The organism is Actinokineospora bangkokensis (assembly GCF_001940455.1).
GTDB lineage: Bacteria > Actinomycetota > Actinomycetes > Mycobacteriales > Pseudonocardiaceae > Actinokineospora > Actinokineospora bangkokensis.
The window spans coordinates 91,840-110,359 of sequence record NZ_MKQR01000021.1; the positions used below are offsets into that span (position 1 = coordinate 91,840).

The following is an 18,520-nucleotide window of genomic DNA, read 5'->3' on the forward strand; positions in this document are numbered from 1 at the left end:
GAAGTTACCCGACCGGGCCCTGGTGGGAGGCCCAGAACAGCTCCGTGTCCCCGTACCGGCGCGAGCGCAGCGGCACCAGCTCGGCGGGCCACCCGGGCTCACCCGCGCGGGCGGCCCGCTCCACGACCACGGTGCTGCCCGGCGCGGTCCACCCGTGCTCGACCAGCGCGGCCAGCGCCGCACCCAGTTCGGCGTCGGCCAGCGCGTACGGGGGGTCGGCGAAGACGACGTCGTAGGGGGCCTGCGGCCGTTCGGCCAGGACGGTGGCGACCTTGCCGTGCCGGACGTCCGCGCCGGGCAGCCCGACCGCGGCGGCGTTGCGGCGCAGCACGCCCACCGCGTCGCGGTGGTGCTCGACGAGGGTGGCCAGCGCCGCGCCGCGGGACAGGGCCTCCAGGCCCAGCGCGCCGGACCCGGCGTAGAGGTCCAGGACGCGGGCGCCGTCGAGGCCCACCGAGGACTCCAGGGCGCTGAACAGCGCCTCGCGCACGCGGTCGGAGGTGGGGCGGGTGCCCTTGGCCGGGACGCCGAGCCTGCGCCCGCCCGCGGTGCCCGCGACGATCCTGGTCACACCCCCATTGTCGTCCCGGCGGCGCACCGCCGGTCGGGGGGCCACCGGGCGGGGTGAGGCGGAGCACATAGACCCGGCGCCCGGTCACCGGCCGCGGGCGAGCGCGTAATCTCGTTCCTCCGTCCGACGAGAACCCCGGGGGAGCAGTTGGTGTCCGAAAGCTCGGTGCGAGAGGCCGAGATCGCGGTCGAGCAGAAGCACGTGGACCTCGTCTACGCGCGGGTCGCCGAGATGCGCGACGAGGCCGAGGCGATGCGGACCCGGGGCGACGAGCTCGCCCACGGCGCGCGCAACGAGGCCGTCTTCGAGCAGGCCGCGATGCTGTTCGAGCGGGACGTCATGGTCCGCCACGCCAACCAGATCCTGCGCTCGCTCGACGCCGAGCACGAGGGCCTGGTGTTCGGGCGGCTGGACAGCACCGACCACGAGACGATGTACGTGGGCCGGTTGGGCGTGCGCGACAGCGAGTTCGACAACCTCGTCACCGACTGGCGCGCCCCCGCGGCGGCGCCGTTCTACCAGGCGACCGCCGAGCAGCCGATGGGCGTGGTGCGCCGCCGGGTGATCCGCTCCACCGGGCAGAGCGTGGTCGACATCGACGACGACCTGCTCATGCCCGACGCCCGGCTGGAGTCGATGCCGGTGGTCGGCGACGGCGCGCTGATGGCGTCGCTGACCCGCGCGCGCGGCGAGAGCATGCGCGACATCGTGGCGACCATCCAGAAGGAGCAGGACGAGGCGATCCGGGCGCCGTGGCGCGGGGTCACCGAGATCACCGGCGGCCCGGGGACGGGCAAGACCGCGGTGGCCCTGCACCGGGTGGCCTACCTGCTGTACCGCGACCGGCGGCGGATGGGCGGCTCCGGCGTGCTCGTCGTCGGCCCCTCCCCCGCGTTCACCTCCTACATCTCCCGCGTGCTGCCCGCGATGGGCGAGGACACCGTGGAGCTGCGCTCGCTGGGCGACCTGGTGGACGGCGTGAAGGCGACCAGGGTCGACCCCGGGCCGGTGGCGGCGGTCAAGGGGTCGCTGCGGATGCGCAAGGTGCTCAGGAAGGCGATCCGCGAGGCGCCCGCCGACGCGCCCCAGGAGTTCCGCATCGTCTACAAGGGCGAGGTGCTCAAGCTGGACGCGCGCGAGCTGCAACGCGTGCGCTCGGCGGTGCACAACGGGCGCAAGCCGCCGAACCAGTCCCGGGTGGACGCCGCCGAGGCGCTGCTGGAGGCGCTGTGGCGCAAGGCGGAGTCCTACGACGGCTTCCAGGTCAAGCGCGCCGACCTGCTCAACGACCTCGGTGAGCGGATGGACTTCCACCGCTTCGTCGTCGTCTGGTGGCAGCTGCCCACCCCCGCCGAGGTCCTGCGCGGCCTGGCCGACCGCCGCCGCCTGGCGCGGATGGCGGGCCGGGGCCTGACCCGCGCCGAGGTCGACCTGCTGGCCGACTCCTGGGCGCTGGACGGCTTCTCCACCGCCGACGTCGCGCTGCTCGACGAGCTGCGCGTGCTGCTGGGCAAGCCGCCCCGGCGCCGCCGCGGCGGGCAGGTCGTCGGCCCCCCGCCGCCGCGGGAGGACTACGACGAGTACGCCCACATCGTCGTCGACGAGGCCCAGGACCTGTCCCCGATGCAGTGGCGGATGGTCGGCAGGCGCGGCAAGTACGCCAGCTGGACCGTCGTCGGCGACCCGGTGCAGTCCTCCTGGCCCGACCCCGCCGAGGCCCGCGAGGCCCAGGAGGCCGCGTTCGGCGGTCCCCGCACTCAGCACCGCCGCTTCGCGCTGCGCACCAACTACCGCAACTCCGCGGAGATCTTCGCGCTGGCGGGCGAGGTGGTCCGCGACGTCGCCGAACCCGACCAGCTGCCCATCGCCGTGCGCTCCACCGGCGTCGAGCCCCTGGTCCAGCTCACCGACCCGGACGACGTCGAGTCTGCCGCGCTCAAGGCCGCCGCGGACCTGCTGTCCCAAGTGGATGGAACGGTGGGGATCATCACCCCTGCGGGCAGGCTCGACGCCCTGCGCACCGCCGCCGAGGGGCTGGGTGAGGAGCGCCTGCGGGTCGTCGACGGCCTGGAGTCCAAGGGCCTGGAGTACGACGCGGTCGTCCTGGTCGAACCCACCGAGGTGGTGGCCGAGTCCACCACCGGCCCCCGGACCCTCTACGTGGCCCTCACCCGGGCCACCCAGCGCCTCACCGTGCTGACCTCCGACCCCGACTGGCCCTGACCCGCGGCACGAGCACCGGGCCGGGGCCGCGCGTCACCGGTTCTCGGCCATCCAGTGCGCCAGCTGCGCGCGCCGCCGCAGCCCCAGCTTCGGCAGCAACCGCCGCAGGTGCGTCTCCACGGTCCGGTCACCGATCCGCAGCTCCGCCGCGATCTCCTTGGTGCTCAACCCCTTCGCCGCCAGCTGGGCCACCTGCCGCTCCCGGGCGGTGACCTCCGCCCACGGGTCGCGCGTGGGCAGCGGCTCGTCCAGCGCCGCCGCCAACCCCTCGTCCGGTGTCAGCGCCGCGCCCCGCTCGAAGGCGTCGCGGAAGGCGATCGGCCCCAGCGCGCGCAGGCAGGTCCGCTCCACCTTCGCGTGCAGGGCGCCGAACGCGGTCAGCGTGGTGATGTGCACCCCGGTCGCCGCGCGCAGGGTCCGGGTGGCGCCCAGCAGCAGGGCCGCCCGGGCGGGCTCGCCCTTGGCCGACATGGCCCAGGCGACGCCGTGGGCGCTCCACGCGGTGCCCCAGCGCTCGCCCATCGCCCGCTGCTCGCGCAGGGAGGTGCGGAACAGGCCCAGCGCGCGGTCGGGGGTGCCGTGCAGCAGCTCGGTGAGGGCCGCGGTCCAGCGGGTCCAGCTCACCGCCCAGGGCGCCCGCCGCTCGCGGGCGGCCTCGTCGGCGCGGCGGGTGGCGGCGGCGGCCTCCCGGCGGGAGCCGAGGAACGCCGCGCCCATGCCGGTGAACAGGGCGGCCATGTGGGCGTCGCCGGGGCGGCCCGCCAGGCACAGCTCGGCGGCGGCGCGGTCGAGGACGGGGACGCCGGTGGGGTCCTGCTCGATGAGCATCCGGTAGCAGCCCTCGGCGAACAGGGCGGCCGGGTTGCCCGCGGGCAGCGCCCTGACCTCGGTGAGGGCGGCCCTGGCCTGGTGCTTGTCGCCCATGCACGCCGCCATCCAGCAGACCCAGGTGAGCGCCCGGGTGCGCAGGTCCACCGGGACGCCCGGGGTGGCGGCGAGCAGGGTGCGCAGCCACTGGTAGCCCTCGCGGATGGGGCCGCGGAAGAACCACACGCGCAGCGCGGCCAGGTCGACGGCCAGCTGCAACCCGCGCGGGTCACCGACCTCGGCGGCGTGCCGCATCGCGGCCCGCAGGTTGGGGAAGTCGGGCAGCACCCTGGTCAGCCAGTCCAGCTCCCGCGGGCCGAACCACTCCCGGGCGGCCCGGCGGGCCAGTGCGGCGTAGTGGGCCAGGTGGCGCTCGCGGACCTCGGCCAGCTCACCCCGCTCGGCCAGCCGCTGCACCCCGTACTGGCGGGTGGTCTCCAGCATCCGGTAGCAGGCGACCCCCTCGCCGTCCTGCTTCACCAGGATCGACTTGCGCACCAGCCCGTCGACCAGGTCGAGCACCCGGTCCCGGTCGATCGGGTCGGCGGCGCACACCGCCTCGGCGTCGTCGAGGTCGAAGCCCGCCTCGAACACCGAGCACCGCTGCCACACCAGCCGCTCGGCCGGGTCGCACAGCTGCGAGCTCCACTCCACCACCGCGGCCAGGGTGCGCTGGTGGCGGTCGAGGCCCGCGCCGGTGCCCAGCAGGTGCAGCACCCGGTCGAGGCGGTCGACGAGCTGCTCGACGGTGAGGGTGCGCAGCCGGGCCGCGGCCAGGGTGATCGCCAGCGGCATCCCGTCCAGGCCGCGCACCAGGCGCACCACGGCGTCGCGGTTGCGGTCGGTCGGCTCCAGCGCGGCGCCCGCCGCGGCGGCCCGGTCGCGCAGCAGGCGCACGGCGTCGAACCCGGCCAGCTCCTCGGTGGTGGCGCCCAGCTCCGGCACCGGCAGCGGGTCCAGCCGCAGCAGGTGCTCGTCGGGGGCGCCCAGCGGCGCCTCCCGGCTGGTGGCCAGCACCCGCAGCCGCGGCACCCTGGCCAGCAGGTCGGTGACCAGGTCGGCCACCGCGGGCACCAGGTGCTCGCAGTTGTCCAGCACGAGCAGGCACTCCGGGCCGCGCAGGTAGTCCACCAGCGCGTCGCCCACCGGGCGGCTGGACTGGTCGCGCACGCCCAGCGCGTCGGCCACCAGCGCCTCCACGGTGTCCGGGTCCGCGACCGGTGTCAGGTCCGCGAAGTGCACCCCGCCGGGGAACTCCGGTTCCAGCTCGCGGCCCACCCGCAGCGCCAGCTCGGTCTTGCCCACCCCGCCCGCGCCGTGCACGGTGAGCACGCGCGCCGCCCGCAGGCGCGCCCGCACCTGCTCGATCTCCGCGCCCCGCCCGACGAACGCCGCGACGGCGGTGGGCGCGCCCCCGGTCCGATATCCGCCAACCCCCATGGGGCCACCCTAGGGCGTGTTCCACCGGTGGCGCGGCGTCAGCGCGGTCGTCGTCGCGAACCGCCTCGGGCCGCACCGGCGGCCGTGGGGCCAGGTCGGGAACGGTGCCGGGCGAGGACGGGTGGTGGGTTGGTGGAACACAGCACAGGGCCGTGTTCCACCAGAAGGACGGCGTCAGCTCCTTTGTCGTTGAAGCGACCTGCCTCAAGCGACACCGGCGGCCGTGGTGCCAGGTCGGGAACGGTGCCGGGTGGGGACGTGGGGGTGGGTGGCGGGTTCGTGGAACACAGGCCGTCCTCGGGAGGGCACGCGGCGCTCAGCCCACCCCCAGGTGGTGCTCTTCGCGAGCTGAGCCCGCGCCGCCCTCCCGGGACGCCCGCAGATCGTGACCGGGCACGGGGTCCGCGCCAAGCGCGTCCGCGCGCCGACCTGGGCACCCGCGCGGAACCGGCGTCGCGCGTACGGGAAAGCGCGTACGCGCGGCGCGGGCCGGGCCCCCGGGTGGAGGGGCCCGGCCCGCGCGGCACGGCGATCGGCGCACCCGGCCCGCGGCCGGGGGTGCTCAGGCCAGGACGACCAGCAGGTCACCGCCCTCGACCTGCTGCACGCCGCCGATGGCCAACCTGCCCACGGTGCCCGCCTTGGGGGCGGTGATCGCGGCCTCCATCTTCATCGCCTCGATGGTGGCGACGGTGGCGCCCGCCTCGACCGCGTCGCCCTCGGCCACCGCCAGGGTGACCACGCCCGCGAACGGCGCGGCCACGTGGTCGGGGTTGGACCGGTCGGCCTTCTCCGCGGCGGGCAGGTCCGCGGCCACCGAGCGGTCGCGCACCTGGATCGGGCGCAGCTGCCCGTTGAGGGTCGCCATCACCGTGCGCACGCCGCGCTCGTCGGCCTCGCCGATGGCCTCCAGCTCGATGAGCAGGGTGACGCCGCGGTCGAGCTCGACGGCGTACTCCTTGCCCTGCTCCAAGCCGTAGAAGAAGTCCTTGGAGGCCAGCACGCTGGTGTCCCCGAACTGCTCGCGGTGGGCCAGGAACTCCCGGGTGGGGCCCGCGAACAGCAGCCGGTTGAGCGTGCCGCGGCGGTCGTCGGCCAGCCCGGCGCGGTCGTCGGCGGTCAGCTCCGCGACGCCCTTGGGCTCGGCCCGCCCGCGCAGCGCCTTGCTGCGGAAGGGCTCCGGCCAGCCGCCCGCCGGGTCGCCCAGCTCGCCGTGCAGGAACCCGATCACCGACCCGGGGATGTCGAAGCGGTTCGGCTCGGCCTCGAACTCCGCCGGGTCCACCCCCGCGCCCACCAGGTGCAGGGCGAGGTCACCGACCACCTTGGACGACGGGGTCACCTTGACCAGGCGGCCCAGCATCCGGTCGGCGGCGGCGTACATGGTCTCGATCTCCTCGAACCGGTCGCCGAGGCCCAGCGCGACGGCCTGGGTGCGCAGGTTCGACAGCTGGCCGCCGGGGATCTCGTGGTGGTACACCCGGCCGGTCGGCGCGGGCAGGCCCGCCTCGAACGGCTTGTACACCTTGCGCACGATCTCCCAGTACGGCTCCAGGTCCGACACCGCCTGCAGCGACAGCCCGGTGTCGCGGTCGCTGTGGTCGGTGGCGGCGACGATGGCCGAGAGCGAGGGCTGGGAGGTGGTGCCCGACAGCGACGCCACGGCTCCGTCCACCGCGTCCACCCCGGACTGGATGGCCGCGAGGTAGGTCGCCAGCTGCCCGCCCGCGGTGTCGTGGGTGTGCAGGTGCACCGGCAGGTCGAACTCCGAGCGCAGGGCGGTCACCAACCGCTGCGCGGCCGGCGGGCGCAGCAGCCCGGCCATGTCCTTGATCGCCAGCACGTGCGCGCCCGCGCCGACGATCTGCTCGGCCAGCTTGAGGTAGTAGTCCAGCGTGTACAGCTGCTCGGCCGGGTCGGACAGGTCGGCGGTGTAGCACAGCGCGACCTCGGCCACGGCGGTGCCGGTGGCGCGCACCGCCTCGATGGCCGGGCGCATCTGCTCGACGTCGTTGAGCGCGTCGAAGATGCGGAAGACGTCGATGCCGGTCGCGGTGGCCTCCTCGACGAAGGCGTCGGTCACCTCGGTGGGGTAGGGCGTGTAGCCGACGGTGTTGCGCCCGCGCAGCAGCATCTGCAGGCAGATGTTGGGCACCGCCTCGCGCAGCGCGGCCAGCCGCTCCCACGGGTCCTCGGCCAGGAACCGCAGCGCCACGTCGTAGGTGGCCCCGCCCCAGGCCTCCAGCGACAGCAGCTGCGGGGTGGTGCGGGCCACGTGCGGGGCCACGGCCAGCAGGTCCTTGGTGCGCACCCGGGTCGCCAGCAGCGACTGGTGGGCGTCGCGGAAGGTGGTGTCGGTGACCCCGACCCGGCGGGACTCGCGCAGCCACCGCGCGAAGCCCTCCGGGCCCAGCTCCACCAGCTTCTGCTTCGACCCGGCGGGCGGCTCGGCGGACAGGTCGACCGCGGGCAGCTTCTCCAGCGGGTTGATGACCTTGGGGCGCTCGCCGTTGGGCTTGTTCACCGTCACGTCGGCCAGGTAGGTCAGCAGCCGGGTGCCGCGGTCGGCGGACTGGCGGGCGGTGAGCAGGTAGGGGCGCTGCTCGATGAACGCGGTGGTGACCCGGCCCGCGCGGAAGTCCGGGTCGTCGAGCACCGCCTGCAGGAACGGGATGTTGGAGGCCACGCCGCGGATGCGGAACTCGGCCACGGCGCGCTTGGCCCGGCGCACCGCCAGGTCGAAGTCGCGGCCCCGGCAGGTGAGCTTGACGAGCATGGAGTCGAAGTGCGCCGAGACCTCCGCGCCCGCGGCGGTGCCGCCGTCGAGGCGGATGCCCGAGCCGCCGGGCGAGCGGTAGGCCGAGATCATCCCGGTGTCCGGGCGGAACCCGTTGGCCGGGTCCTCGGTGGTGATCCGGCACTGGAGCGCGGCGCCGCGCAGGTAGACGTCCTCCTGGCGCAGGCCGAGGTCGTCGAGGGTCTCCCCGGCGGCGATGCGCAGCTGCGCCTGCACCAGGTCGACGTCGGTGACCTCCTCGGTCACGGTGTGCTCGACCTGGATGCGCGGGTTCATCTCGATGAAGACGTGGTTGCCGCGGGTGTCGAGCAGGAACTCCACCGTGCCCGCGTTCGTGTAGCCGATGTGCTCGGCGAACCGCACGGCGTCGGCGCAGATCTTCGCGCGCAGCTCCGGGTCGAGGTTCGGCGCGGGGGCGATCTCGATGACCTTCTGGTGGCGGCGCTGGAGGGAGCAGTCGCGCTCGTAGAGGTGGATGACCCCGCCGACGCCGTCGGCGAGGATCTGCACCTCGATGTGGCGCGGGTCGAGCACCGCCTGCTCCAGGAACACCGTGGCGTCGCCGAAGGCCGACTCCGCCTCGCGCATGGCCGCCTCCAGCGCGTCGCGCAGCGCGCCGGGCTCGGCCACCCGGCGCATGCCGCGCCCGCCACCGCCCGCGACGGCCTTGACGAACACCGGGAAGCCGATGTCGTCGGCGGCCGCGAGCAGCGCGTCGACGTCCTTGGACGGCGGGCACGAGCGCAGCACCGGCAGGCCCGCCTCGCGCGCGGCGGCGATGGCGCGGGCCTTGTTGCCGGTCAGCTCCAGGATGTCGGCGGAGGGCCCGACGAAGGTGATCCCGTTGTCCGCGCACGCCTTGGACAGCTCGGGGTTCTCCGAGAGGAAGCCGTAGCCGGGGTAGACCGCGTCGGCCCCGGCCCTCTTGGCGGCCTTGATGATCTCCTCGACCGAGAGGTAGGCGCGCACGGGGTGGCCGGGCTGCCCGATCTCGTAGGCCTCGTCGGCCTTCATCCGGTGCTGGGAGTTGCGGTCCTCGTGCGGGAAGACGGCGACGGTCCCGGCGCCCAGCTCGTACCCGGCTCGGAACGCCCGGATGGCGATCTCGCCTCGGTTGGCGACCAGCACCTTGCGGAACATGCCCGGCTACCTCCTGCTGATTCAGGGTCGGTCGCGGCAGGTTACCGTGGATTTCCCAGGTGGCGGGAGCGTCGTCCCACGACCCGGTCGACCTCGGTCCGACGGCGCACCTCACCGGGGATTGTGCCGGTCGTGCGGGAGAACCGCAGCCCGGACAAGATCCACGGCGCGGTTTCGCGCACGGGGTGAGCACCGGCGCCCACCCCGCGGGCGCGCGCCCCGGTGCGCCCGGTGCCGCCGTCGGAGGCCGTTCGACCACGGGGGGTGACGCGCGCCCGCTGCCGCGGTCCGGGCGCGCGTGCCGGCTCAGCGGCCGAAGGGTCCGGTGTGGAGGATGCGGTTGGGGGTGCCCGCCGGGAACGCGCACGCGCTGGGCACCGCCGAGCCGACGACGGCGGCGTGCACCTGCGCGGGCGTCATGGTCGGCGCCACCGCCAGGCGCAGCGCGGCCGCGCCGCCGGTGAACGCGGCGGCGGCCGTCGTGCCGGACAGGGTGTTGGTGCCGCCGCCGGTCCACGGCCCCTTGATGTCGACGCCGGGGGCGTGCACGTCGACCAGGGGGCCGTAGTTGGAACTGCTCGCGTGGCAGTCGGTGCGGGTGAGCGCGCCCGCCACCAGGGCCTCGGGCACGCGGGAGGGCGAGTAGTTGCCCGCGTCGCTCGCCGAGGCGCCCGCGGCGACCGCGACGGTGACCCCGGAGGAGATCACCCGGCGGACGGCGTCGTCGAGCGCCTGGCTGGGGCCGCCGCCCACGGACAGGACGGCGACGGCGGGCCGGGTGGCGTGCGCGGCGACCCAGTCCAGGCCGGCGACGACGGTCTGGGTGGACCCGGACCCGCTCGCGCCGAGCACCTTCACCGGGACGAGCTTGACGCCCTTGGCCACCCCGTAGGTGGTGCCGCCGACGAGGCCCGCGAGGAAGGTGCCGCTGCCGTTGCCGTCGGCGGTGCTGCCGCCGCCGGTCGCGTCGTGGCCGGGCAGCAGGCGGCCGGAGAAGTCCGGGTGCGGGCTGACCCCGGTGCCGATGACGTAGACCGTGACGTTCGCGGCCGTGGTCTCGTAGTGGTAGTTGCCGTTGGTCCCGGTGACCTGGTCGATGCGGTCGAGGCCCCAGTTCGGCGGGTTGGGCTGGTCGGCGGCGGCGGCCGGGGTGGCGGCGAGCGCGCTGAGGGCGAGGGCCGCCAGGGCGGCCGCGGCGCGAGTCCTGGTCATGTGACCTCGGTAACGGACCTGGTTCGGCCGGGGCAAGGTTCACCAGTTGCCGGTTCGCCGTCCGGGGGAGCGCCCCGACTGGCCGCCACCCCGGCCGGTGACACCCGGCGGCGAGGTGTCACGGGGGCGCCGGAAAGGCCGGAATCCGCGACCACCACCGGTCAGCGGGTGAACACGAAAGGATATCGGGACCGGCTCGGAAATGAGCGCGCCCGGAAGCGGTTCCACACCAGCCTGATAGGACGGACAATTCCGCGATGGCTTGCGGGGGCTGAAATCTGCGCCCAGGTGAGCACGCACGGGCGGAAGTCCACAGGATCCCCCCGGTGCCAGTGGACAACGCGCCGTTGTCACGTCGAGTTGCCGAGCGGGGCGTCACCGGGAATTATGCCCTCCGCCGTGTTCACCCCTCGGGTGGGCATACTAAAGTGAGGCAATGCCCTCTGGTGACGTCGCCGAGTCGAACGACCGGCTCCCCCACTTCGACACCGTCCTGCGCGGGTACAACCCGCGGCAGGTGAACGAGCGAGTCACTCGCCTGACCTACGACCTGCGCCACGCCCAGAAGGACCGGGACGAGGCCTCGTCGAAGGTGGCGGAGCTGACCAAGTCGCTCGGGTCGCTGCAGCAGCAGCTGCTGGAGACGACCACCCGCCTGAACCGGATCAGCGCCAACCCCAACAGCACCGAGGGCATGACCGAGCGGGTCCGCCTGATGATGCAGCTGGCGGAGGAGGAGATCGCCGAGTTCAAGCGGCAGGCCGACGAGTACGGCAAGTCGACCCGCGCGGACGCCGAGACGTACTCGGCCAACACCCGCAAGGAGGCCGACGGCTACTCGGCGGGCACCCGCAAGGGCGCCGACGAGTACGCCGCGCAGACCCGGCAGAAGGCCGAGCAGTACGCGCAGAACACCGGCAACAAGGCCAACGAGGCCGCCAACGCCACCAAGGCCGCCGCGGACAAGTACGCCGCCGACCTCAAGGCCAAGCACGACAAGATGATCGTGGACCTGGAGGAGCGCCGCAAGCAGCTGGAGGCGGACTACACCCGCAACCACGCCGAGCTCGACGCCGAGTACGAGACCATGCGCGCCACCCTGACCGCCGAGCACAAGAAGCTCATGGCCGACGCGCGCGCCGAGGTCGAGGCCCAGTCCAAGGCCAACGACGAGCGGATCGCCGGGCTCTACGCCGACGCCACCGCCCACCGCGACCAGCTCGACGCCGAGGCGCTGCGGGTCCGCGAGGCCGCCGACGCCGAGGCGCTGCGGCTGCGCAAGGACGCCGACGCCCAGGCCGAGAAGGAGCTGGCCGCCAAGCGCGCCCAGGCCGAGCAGGCCCTGGCCAAGCGCACCGACGAGGTGGAGGCCACCCTCAAGGCCCGCACCGAGCAGACCGACAAGGCGCTGGCCGACCGCACCGCCAAGGTGGAGGCCGACCTCAACGCCCAGGCCGCGCGCACCGAGAAGGCCCTGGCCGACCAGACCGCGGCCACTGAGAAGGCCTTGGCCGACCAGCGCGCCAAGACCGACGCCGAGCTCAAGGCCAAGCGCGAGCAGGCCGAGGCGGCCGCGGCCAAGCTCGTCTCCGACGCGGAGAAGATGAAGGCCGACACCGAGAAGGCGATGGCCGACCTGCGCAGCCGGACCGACGCCGAGCTCAAGACCAAGCGCGAGCAGGCCGAGGCGGCCGCGGCCAAGCTGGTGGCCGACACCGAGAAGATGAAGTCGGACACCGAGAAGTCCATCGCCGACCTGCGCGCCAAGGTCGACGCGGAGATCCGCGCGCAGCGCGAGGCCGCGGAGAAGCAGGCCGAGAAGCTCATCGCCGACGCCGAGAAGCACAAGTCCGACACCGAGAAGTCGGTGGCCGACCACCGCGCCAAGGCCGAGGCCGACATCCGCTCCCAGCGCGAGACCGCCGAGAAGCGCGCCGCCGACCTCATCGCCGACGCCGAGTCCAAGCTCGCCAGCGCCACCGACCGCCACGAGAAGGCCGACGCCTTCGAGAAGAAGGTCAGCGCCCAGGTGCACAGCACCTTCTCCATCCTGGAGGAAGCCAAGAAGCACTTCGCCGAGGTCTTCGCCAAGGCCGAGGCCGCGGCCACCCCGGACGCCAAGCCCGCGCCCGCCAAGCAGGCGGACGCCAAGGCGCAGACGTCGAACGGCACCCCCGCCCGCGCGGGGCGCTGACGGGCTCGCCCGTTGTTCGGATCTCGCTGACAGTTCGATGACGCACTAGGGCATGCGGGAGGCCCCGGTCCTCGTGACCGGGGCCTCCTGTGCTGCCCGGGGCTTTTGCGGCTCGGGCTTCGCCCGGAGTGAAGAGCCCGGTCGTTTTCCGGCTGGCTCGATGCGGTGGTCCTGTTTGGCCGGGGCCCCTGCGGCGATCATGTGCTCGGGGTGGGGAAAAGGTGAGGCCTGCGGCCCCACCCCCCGCCGTGAGTAGCACATGATCGCCCACCCCAGCCAAACAAGACCACCGCATCGAGCAGGGGCATAGCCGGGCCGCCTGCTGCCTAGGTGGTGACGTTGTGGGCAAAGACCGAAGAGCCCTGGCTCGGCGCCGGGTTGGGTTGGGAGGGAAGGCGCCCACCCCCACAAGCCGAGCCCGAACAGCAGGCACTGCCCGGTTGGGTGGATCCGCTTGGTCGGGGGTGACGATCATGTGCTACCCAACGGGACGGGCGGGCGTCTTTTCAGCCCGCCTTTTCCCCGCCCGACAGCACATGATCGTCATAGGGGCCCCGACCAAGCGGATCCACCCAACCGGGCCCACCACCCAAGCCACCCGCTTGTCCAAAACCCCGCGCAGCGCAAGCCAAGCCCGCCCCACCCCGGACACGGCAGAAACCGGCGCCCTCAGCGAGGGCGCCGGTTCCCGGGGTCTTGTCTGCTGGCTCGACTCAGCCGCGAACGACCTTGCCCGCCTTGAGGCAGGAGGTGCACACGTTCAGGCGCTTCCGCTGGGAGATGCCCGTCTTCGCGTGCACGGTCTGGATGTTCGGGTTCCACCGGCGGTTGGTGCGCCGGTTCGAGTGCGAGACCGACTTGCCGAAGCCTGGCCCCTTGCCACAGACGTCGCACACGGCAGCCACGTCGACACTCCTTCAGGTTGCGGGTGCCCGCTTCCCCAGGGGCGCGGGCGCACTACGTCAGCCCAGGCGGGCCCAGGCGGTCGACACAGAGTAGCCCGTGGGCGGTCCGCGCTCCAAACCGGGTGGCCCCACCCGGGCGGTTAGGCTCGCCGAGCAGGCGCACGACGGTGGGAGGCCCGGTTGCTGGAGGCACTCGACGCGGGGGCGGTCCGGCGGTGGGCGGCGGCGTGCGTCGGCGCGCTGGACGCGCACCGGGAGGGCATCGACCGGATCAACGTCTACCCCGTGGCCGACGGGGACACCGGGTCGAACCTGCTGGGCACGGCCCGGGCGGCGCTGGAGGCGTTGCTGCGGGCGCCCGCGGCGGAGCGGGCGGACGCGGGGGCGGCGTTCGGGGTGCTGGCCACCGGGGCGCTGACCGGCGCCCGGGGCAACTCCGGGGTCATCGCCTCGCAGGTGCTGCGGGGCATGGCCGAGGCGCTGCGGGAGGTGCCGGAGGTCAGCGGGCCGGACCTGCGGGCGGCGCTGCGCCGGGGGGCGGAGCTGGCGCGGGCGGCGATGGCGGCGCCGGTGCCCGGCACGATGGTCACCGTGGTGACCGCCGCCGCGGACGCCACCGGCGGGGACGGGCTGCACGACGTGGCCGCCGCTGCGCTGGGCGCCGCGCTGGTGGCCCTGGAGCGCACGCCCCGCCAGCTCGGGGCGCTGGCGGACGCGGGCGTGGTCGACGCGGGCGGGCGCGGGGTGGTGGTGCTGCTGGAGGCGCTGCTGGCGGTGGTGGAGGAGCGGGAGCCGGACCTGAGCGGCGTGGAGGTGGCCGAGCGGGTGGACAACCCCATGTTCGCCTCCCGCGAGGCAGGCTCGGACCTCTACGCCTACGAGGTCATGTACCTGCTCAACGGCGTGCCGGACGAGGCGGCGGCGGCGCTGCGGGACGTGCTGGTCGGCATCGGCGACTCGGTGTCGGTGGTGGGCGACGGCGCGGGGCTGTGGACCGTGCACGTGCACTGCAACGACATCGGTGCCGCGGTCGAGGCCGGGGTGGAGGTGGGCAGGCCCCGGCGCATCCGGGTCGCCCGGTTCGCCGACGCCGCCCCCCAGGCGCCCGCGCGGTTCGAGCGGGACCGGGCGGTGGTGGCGGCGGTGCGCGGGCCGGGGCTGGCGGAGCTGCTGCGCGCCGAGGGCGTCGCGGTGCTGCACGTGGAGGCGGGCACCGACCCGACCCCGTACGAGCTGCTCCAGGTGATCACCGGGACCCGGGCGGCGCACGTGGCCGTCCTGCCCGGCGGCAGCGGCCTGGTGGACCTGGCCGACGAGGCGGCGATCCGGGCGGTGGCGGCCGGGCAGGACGTGGTGGTCGTGCCGTGCGCGTCCCCGGTGCAGGCGCTGGCGGCCGTGGCCGTGCACGACCCCCGGCGCAGGCCCGCCGAGGACGTGGTGGCGATGGTCGAGGCGGCGACCGCCACCCGCCGCGGCGAGGTCGTGGTGGCCGCCGAGGACGCGATCACCTGGGTGGGGCGGTGCCGGGCGCAGGACGTGCTGGCCCTCTCCGACGGCGAGGTGGTGCTCGTCGAACCCGGGCCGCCGCACGACGCGGCCGTGGCGCGGGCCGCGTGCGCGGTGGTGCGCAGGATGCTCGCGGCGGGCGGCGAGCTGGTGACCGCCGTGCTGGGCCGGGACGCGCCGGGCGGGCTGGCCGAGGAGCTGGGCGGGTTCCTGCGCCGGGAGAGCCCGCAGACCGAGCTGGTCGTCTACCGCGGCGAGCAGGTTGACTCGCTGCTGGCGCTCGGCCTGGAGTGACCCGCGGGCGCCCACCTGTGGACAACCCGGGCGGGTGGCCCGGCCGCTGTCGGGGGTGCTCGACATAATCAGGCGCGCACTCACGGACGGCGATCGGGAGCGGGTGGGGTGGGGCGATGACGGGCCTGGGCGAGCGGTTGGACCGGGTGGTGGGCAAGAAGTCCGCCGACGCGCTGGCGTCGGCGTTCGAGCTGCACACCGCCGGTGACCTGCTGCGCCACTACCCGCGCCGGTACGCCGAGCGGGGGCAGCTCACCGACATCGCGGGCCTGGAGATCGGTGAGCACGTCACGGTCATGGCCAAGGTCGTCTCGGTGGCCAAGCGGCAGATGAAGACCAAGCGCGGCAGCCTGGTCGAGGTCAAGCTCACCGACGGCAAGCGCGACCTGGAGTGCGCGTTCTTCAACCAGCCCTGGCACGTCGACAAGCTCAAGGCGGGCACCAGCGCGCTGTTCGCGGGGAAGGTCACCGCGTTCCGCAACAAGCTCCAGCTGGCCAACCCCGACTACCAGCTGCTCGACGTCGAGGTCGAGGGCGCTGAGGGCGCTGAGGGCGCCGTGGTGCCCGCGGTGGAGGAGTTCGCCGGCGGGCTCATCCCGGTCTACCCGGCCGCGGCCAAGATCCAGTCCTGGCAGATCGCGCAGTGCGTGCAGCAGGCGCTGGCGGTGCTCGACGAGATCGAGGACCCGATGCCGGACGAGCTGCGCAAGCGCTTGCAGGTGGCGGAGTACGACGCGGCGGTGCGCTCGATCCACCGCCCCGCCGAGTGGGCCGACCTGGAGGTGGCCCGCACCCGGCTCAAGTGGGACGAGGCGCTGGCCCTGCAGCTCGCCCTGGCCCAGCGCAGGCAGGCCGCCGGGGCGCGCCCGGCGCCCGCGTGCCCGCCCACCCCGGGCGGCATCCTCGACGCCTTCGACGCGCGGCTGCCGTTCACCCTGACCCGGGGGCAGGTGGAGGTCGGGGAGGCGGTCGCGGCCGACCTGTCCGGCGAGGTGCCGATGAACCGGTTGCTCCAGGGCGAGGTCGGCTCCGGCAAGACGATGGTGGCGCTGCGGGCGATGCTCCAGGTCGTCGACGCGGGGCGGCAGGCGGCCCTGCTCGCGCCCACCGAGGTGCTGGCCGCCCAGCACGCCCGCTCGCTGACCGAGATGCTCGGCGACCTCGCGGGCGGCGGTCAGCTCGGCGCGGCGGAGAACGCCACCGCGGTCACCCTGCTCACCGGGTCGCTGCCCACCGCCGCGCGCAAGCAGGCGATGCTCGACGCGGCGTCGGGGGCGGCGGGCATCGTGGTCGGCACGCACGCCCTGATCCAGGACAAGGTGTCGTTCGCGGACCTGGGTTTCGTGGTCGTCGACGAGCAGCACCGCTTCGGCGTGCAGCAGCGCGACGCCCTGCGCGCCCGCTCCGGCGACGTCAGCCCGCACGTGCTGGTCATGACCGCCACCCCGATCCCGCGCACGGTGGCGATGACCGTCTACGGCGACCTGGAGACCTCGTCGCTGCGCGAGCTGCCCGCGGGCCGCTCCCCCATCTCCACCACCGTCGTGCCCGCCGCCGAGAAGCCCGCCTGGCTCGACCGGGTCTGGCAGCGCGTCCGCGAGGAGGTCGACTCCGGCCACCAGGCCTACGTGGTGTGCCCGCGCATCGGCGACGAGGACTCGAACGTGGCCGACGACGGCTCCGGCCGCAGGCCCCCGCTGGCGGTCAACGACGTCGCCCCCGACCTCGCGGGCGGCGCGCTCGCGGGCCTGCGCGTCGACGTCCTGCACGGCCGGATGCCCCCGGAGGACAAGGACCGCGTCATGCGCGCCTTCGCCGCGGGCGAGGTCGACGTCCTCGTCGCCACCACCGTCGTCGAGGTCGGCGTCAACGTCCCGAACGCCACCGCCATGGTCATCCTCGACGCCGACCGCTTCGGCGTCAGCCAGCTGCACCAGCTCCGCGGCCGCGTCGGCCGCGGCTCCGCCCCCGGCGTCTGCCTGCTGGTCACCGACCTGCCCGCCGCCACCGCCACCCGCGACCGCCTCGACGCCGTCGCCTCCACCCTCGACGGCTTCGAACTGGCCCGCCTCGACCTCGAACAGCGCCGGGAGGGCGACGTCCTCGGTTCCTCCCAGTCCGGCGCCAAGTCCGGCCTGAAGATGCTCTCCCTGCTCCGCGACGAGGACGTCATCGCGGACGCCCGGGTGGTGGCCCAAGCCCTCATCGCCGACGACCCCGCGCTGACGGCCTACCCCGGGCTGGCCGGGATGGTGTCCCAGTTGGTCACCGAGGACAAGGCCTCCTTCCTGGAGAAGGCCTAGCGCGGCACCGCCTCGCCCGGCAGGGGCACCCCGTCGCTGCGGGCTGCCTCCCGCGCGGACGGTTCTGTTGCGTGCCGGGCCACGGGATCGGCCGGGAACCACGCGGCCCCACCATTCCAGCCGGGCTCACAGCTCACCGGTTGTCCACAGCCCGGCGAGTTGTCCACAGCCGGTGCCGTGGGCTCCCTTTTCGTTGCCCTGCGCCGGTAGCGTTGAAAACAGGGGTCCCCTTGCCCGGGGTACGCCTGCGGCAGCGCGGGCCGAGAGGGCGACGAGGCGCGAGGCCGTAGGGGCCAAGGGGCGAGGGGGCAAGGGGGCAAAGGGACGAGGCGGCGAGGCGGCGGCGGGGGTGCCAGGTGGTGGCGGCACCCCCGGTGCGCGGGTTAGGGCAGCTTCCAGTCGATCGGTTGTCCGCCCTGCTCCTCCAGGAGGGCGTTGGCGCGGCTGAAGGGCTTGGAGCCGAAGAAGCCCGCGTGGGCCGACAGGGGGCTGGGGTGGGCGGACTCGATGGCGGGGACGGTGCCCAGCATGGGCTTGAGGTTGCGGGCGTTGCGGCCCCAGAGGATCGCGACGAGGGGGCCGCCGCGGGCGGCGAGGGCCTTGATGGCCTGCTCGGTGACCTGCTCCCAGCCCTTGCCCTGGTGGGAGTTGGCGCGGCCGGGTTCGACGGTCAGCGCCCGGTTGAGGAGCAGGACGCCGTGGTCGGCCCAGGGGGTGAGGTCGCCGTTGGTGGGCAGGGGGTGGCCCAGGTCCTCCTGGTACTCCTTGTAGATGTTGATGAGGCTCTTGGGGATCGGCCGGACGTCGGGGGCCACCGAGAAGGAGAGGCCGACGGCGTGGCCGGGGGTGGGGTAGGGGTCCTGGCCGACGATCAGGACGCGGACGTCGGCGAAGGGCTGCTGGAAGGCGCGCAGGACGTGCTCGCCTGCGGGCAGGTAGCGGCGGCCCTCGGCGATCTCGCGGCGCAGGAACTCGCCCATGGCCGCGATCTGGTCCGCAACGGGGGCGAGGGCCTCGGCCCAGCCCGCTTCGACGATCTCCGTCAGTGGTCGTGGCACGGCGTCGGAG

Annotated in this window: 10 protein-coding genes; 4 read left to right on the plus strand and 6 right to left on the minus strand. The window is 74.4% G+C overall.

Annotated features, from left to right (window positions below):
- Window positions 1-4 precede the first annotated feature (4 nt).
- Entirely contained in the window at window positions 5-571 is a 567-nt protein-coding gene (rsmD, locus tag BJP25_RS20700) for a 16S rRNA (guanine(966)-N(2))-methyltransferase RsmD (protein WP_075976645.1), read from the minus strand.
- Window positions 572-721: 150 nt separating this feature from the next.
- Between rsmD and BJP25_RS20705 the strand changes: the two genes are divergently transcribed.
- Entirely contained in the window at window positions 722-2,794 is a 2,073-nt protein-coding gene (locus tag BJP25_RS20705) for a HelD family protein (protein WP_075976646.1), read from the plus strand.
- A gap of 33 nt (window positions 2,795-2,827) precedes the next feature.
- Here BJP25_RS20705 and BJP25_RS20710 read toward each other — a convergent pair whose 3' ends face one another.
- The 3 genes from BJP25_RS20710 to BJP25_RS20720 form a co-directional block, all read right to left on the minus strand.
- Window positions 2,828-5,101 (minus strand): ATP-binding protein, encoded by a 2,274-nt coding sequence (locus tag BJP25_RS20710; RefSeq protein WP_075976647.1) that lies wholly within the window; start codon window positions 5,099-5,101, stop codon window positions 2,828-2,830.
- Between the two features lie 562 nt (window positions 5,102-5,663).
- On the minus strand, window positions 5,664-9,038 hold the full coding sequence (locus BJP25_RS20715; RefSeq protein WP_075976648.1) for a pyruvate carboxylase: 3,375 nt from the start codon (window positions 9,036-9,038) through the stop codon (window positions 5,664-5,666).
- Window positions 9,039-9,344: 306 nt separating this feature from the next.
- Window positions 9,345-10,250, minus strand: coding sequence for a S8 family peptidase (locus BJP25_RS20720; RefSeq protein WP_075976649.1), 906 nt, complete (start codon window positions 10,248-10,250; stop codon window positions 9,345-9,347).
- Between the two features lie 436 nt (window positions 10,251-10,686).
- On the opposite strand from BJP25_RS20720, the gene BJP25_RS20725 reads away from it, so the two are divergent.
- Window positions 10,687-12,444, plus strand: coding sequence for a hypothetical protein (locus BJP25_RS20725; RefSeq protein ID WP_075976650.1), 1,758 nt, complete (start codon window positions 10,687-10,689; stop codon window positions 12,442-12,444).
- 713 nt (window positions 12,445-13,157) lie between these two features.
- Here the strand turns inward: BJP25_RS20725 and rpmB are convergent.
- Window positions 13,158-13,349, minus strand: a complete 192-nt coding sequence (rpmB, locus tag BJP25_RS20730) for a 50S ribosomal protein L28 (RefSeq protein ID WP_075976651.1) — start codon at window positions 13,347-13,349, stop codon at window positions 13,158-13,160.
- Between the two features lie 183 nt (window positions 13,350-13,532).
- Between rpmB and BJP25_RS20735 the strand changes: the two genes are divergently transcribed.
- Window positions 13,533-15,149 carry a DAK2 domain-containing protein gene (locus BJP25_RS20735; protein ID WP_075976742.1) on the plus strand — a complete coding sequence of 539 codons (1,617 nt, stop codon included), beginning with the start codon at window positions 13,533-13,535 and terminating at the stop codon, window positions 15,147-15,149.
- Between the two features lie 116 nt (window positions 15,150-15,265).
- Entirely contained in the window at window positions 15,266-17,452 is a 2,187-nt protein-coding gene (recG, locus tag BJP25_RS20740) for an ATP-dependent DNA helicase RecG (RefSeq protein WP_075976652.1), read from the plus strand.
- A 383-nt stretch (window positions 17,453-17,835) separates the two neighbouring features.
- Here recG and BJP25_RS20745 read toward each other — a convergent pair whose 3' ends face one another.
- A complete protein-coding gene (locus tag BJP25_RS20745; RefSeq protein ID WP_233158185.1) occupies window positions 17,836-18,510 on the minus strand; it encodes a uracil-DNA glycosylase in 675 nt (224 codons plus the stop codon).
- Between the last annotated feature and the right edge of the window lie 10 nt (window positions 18,511-18,520).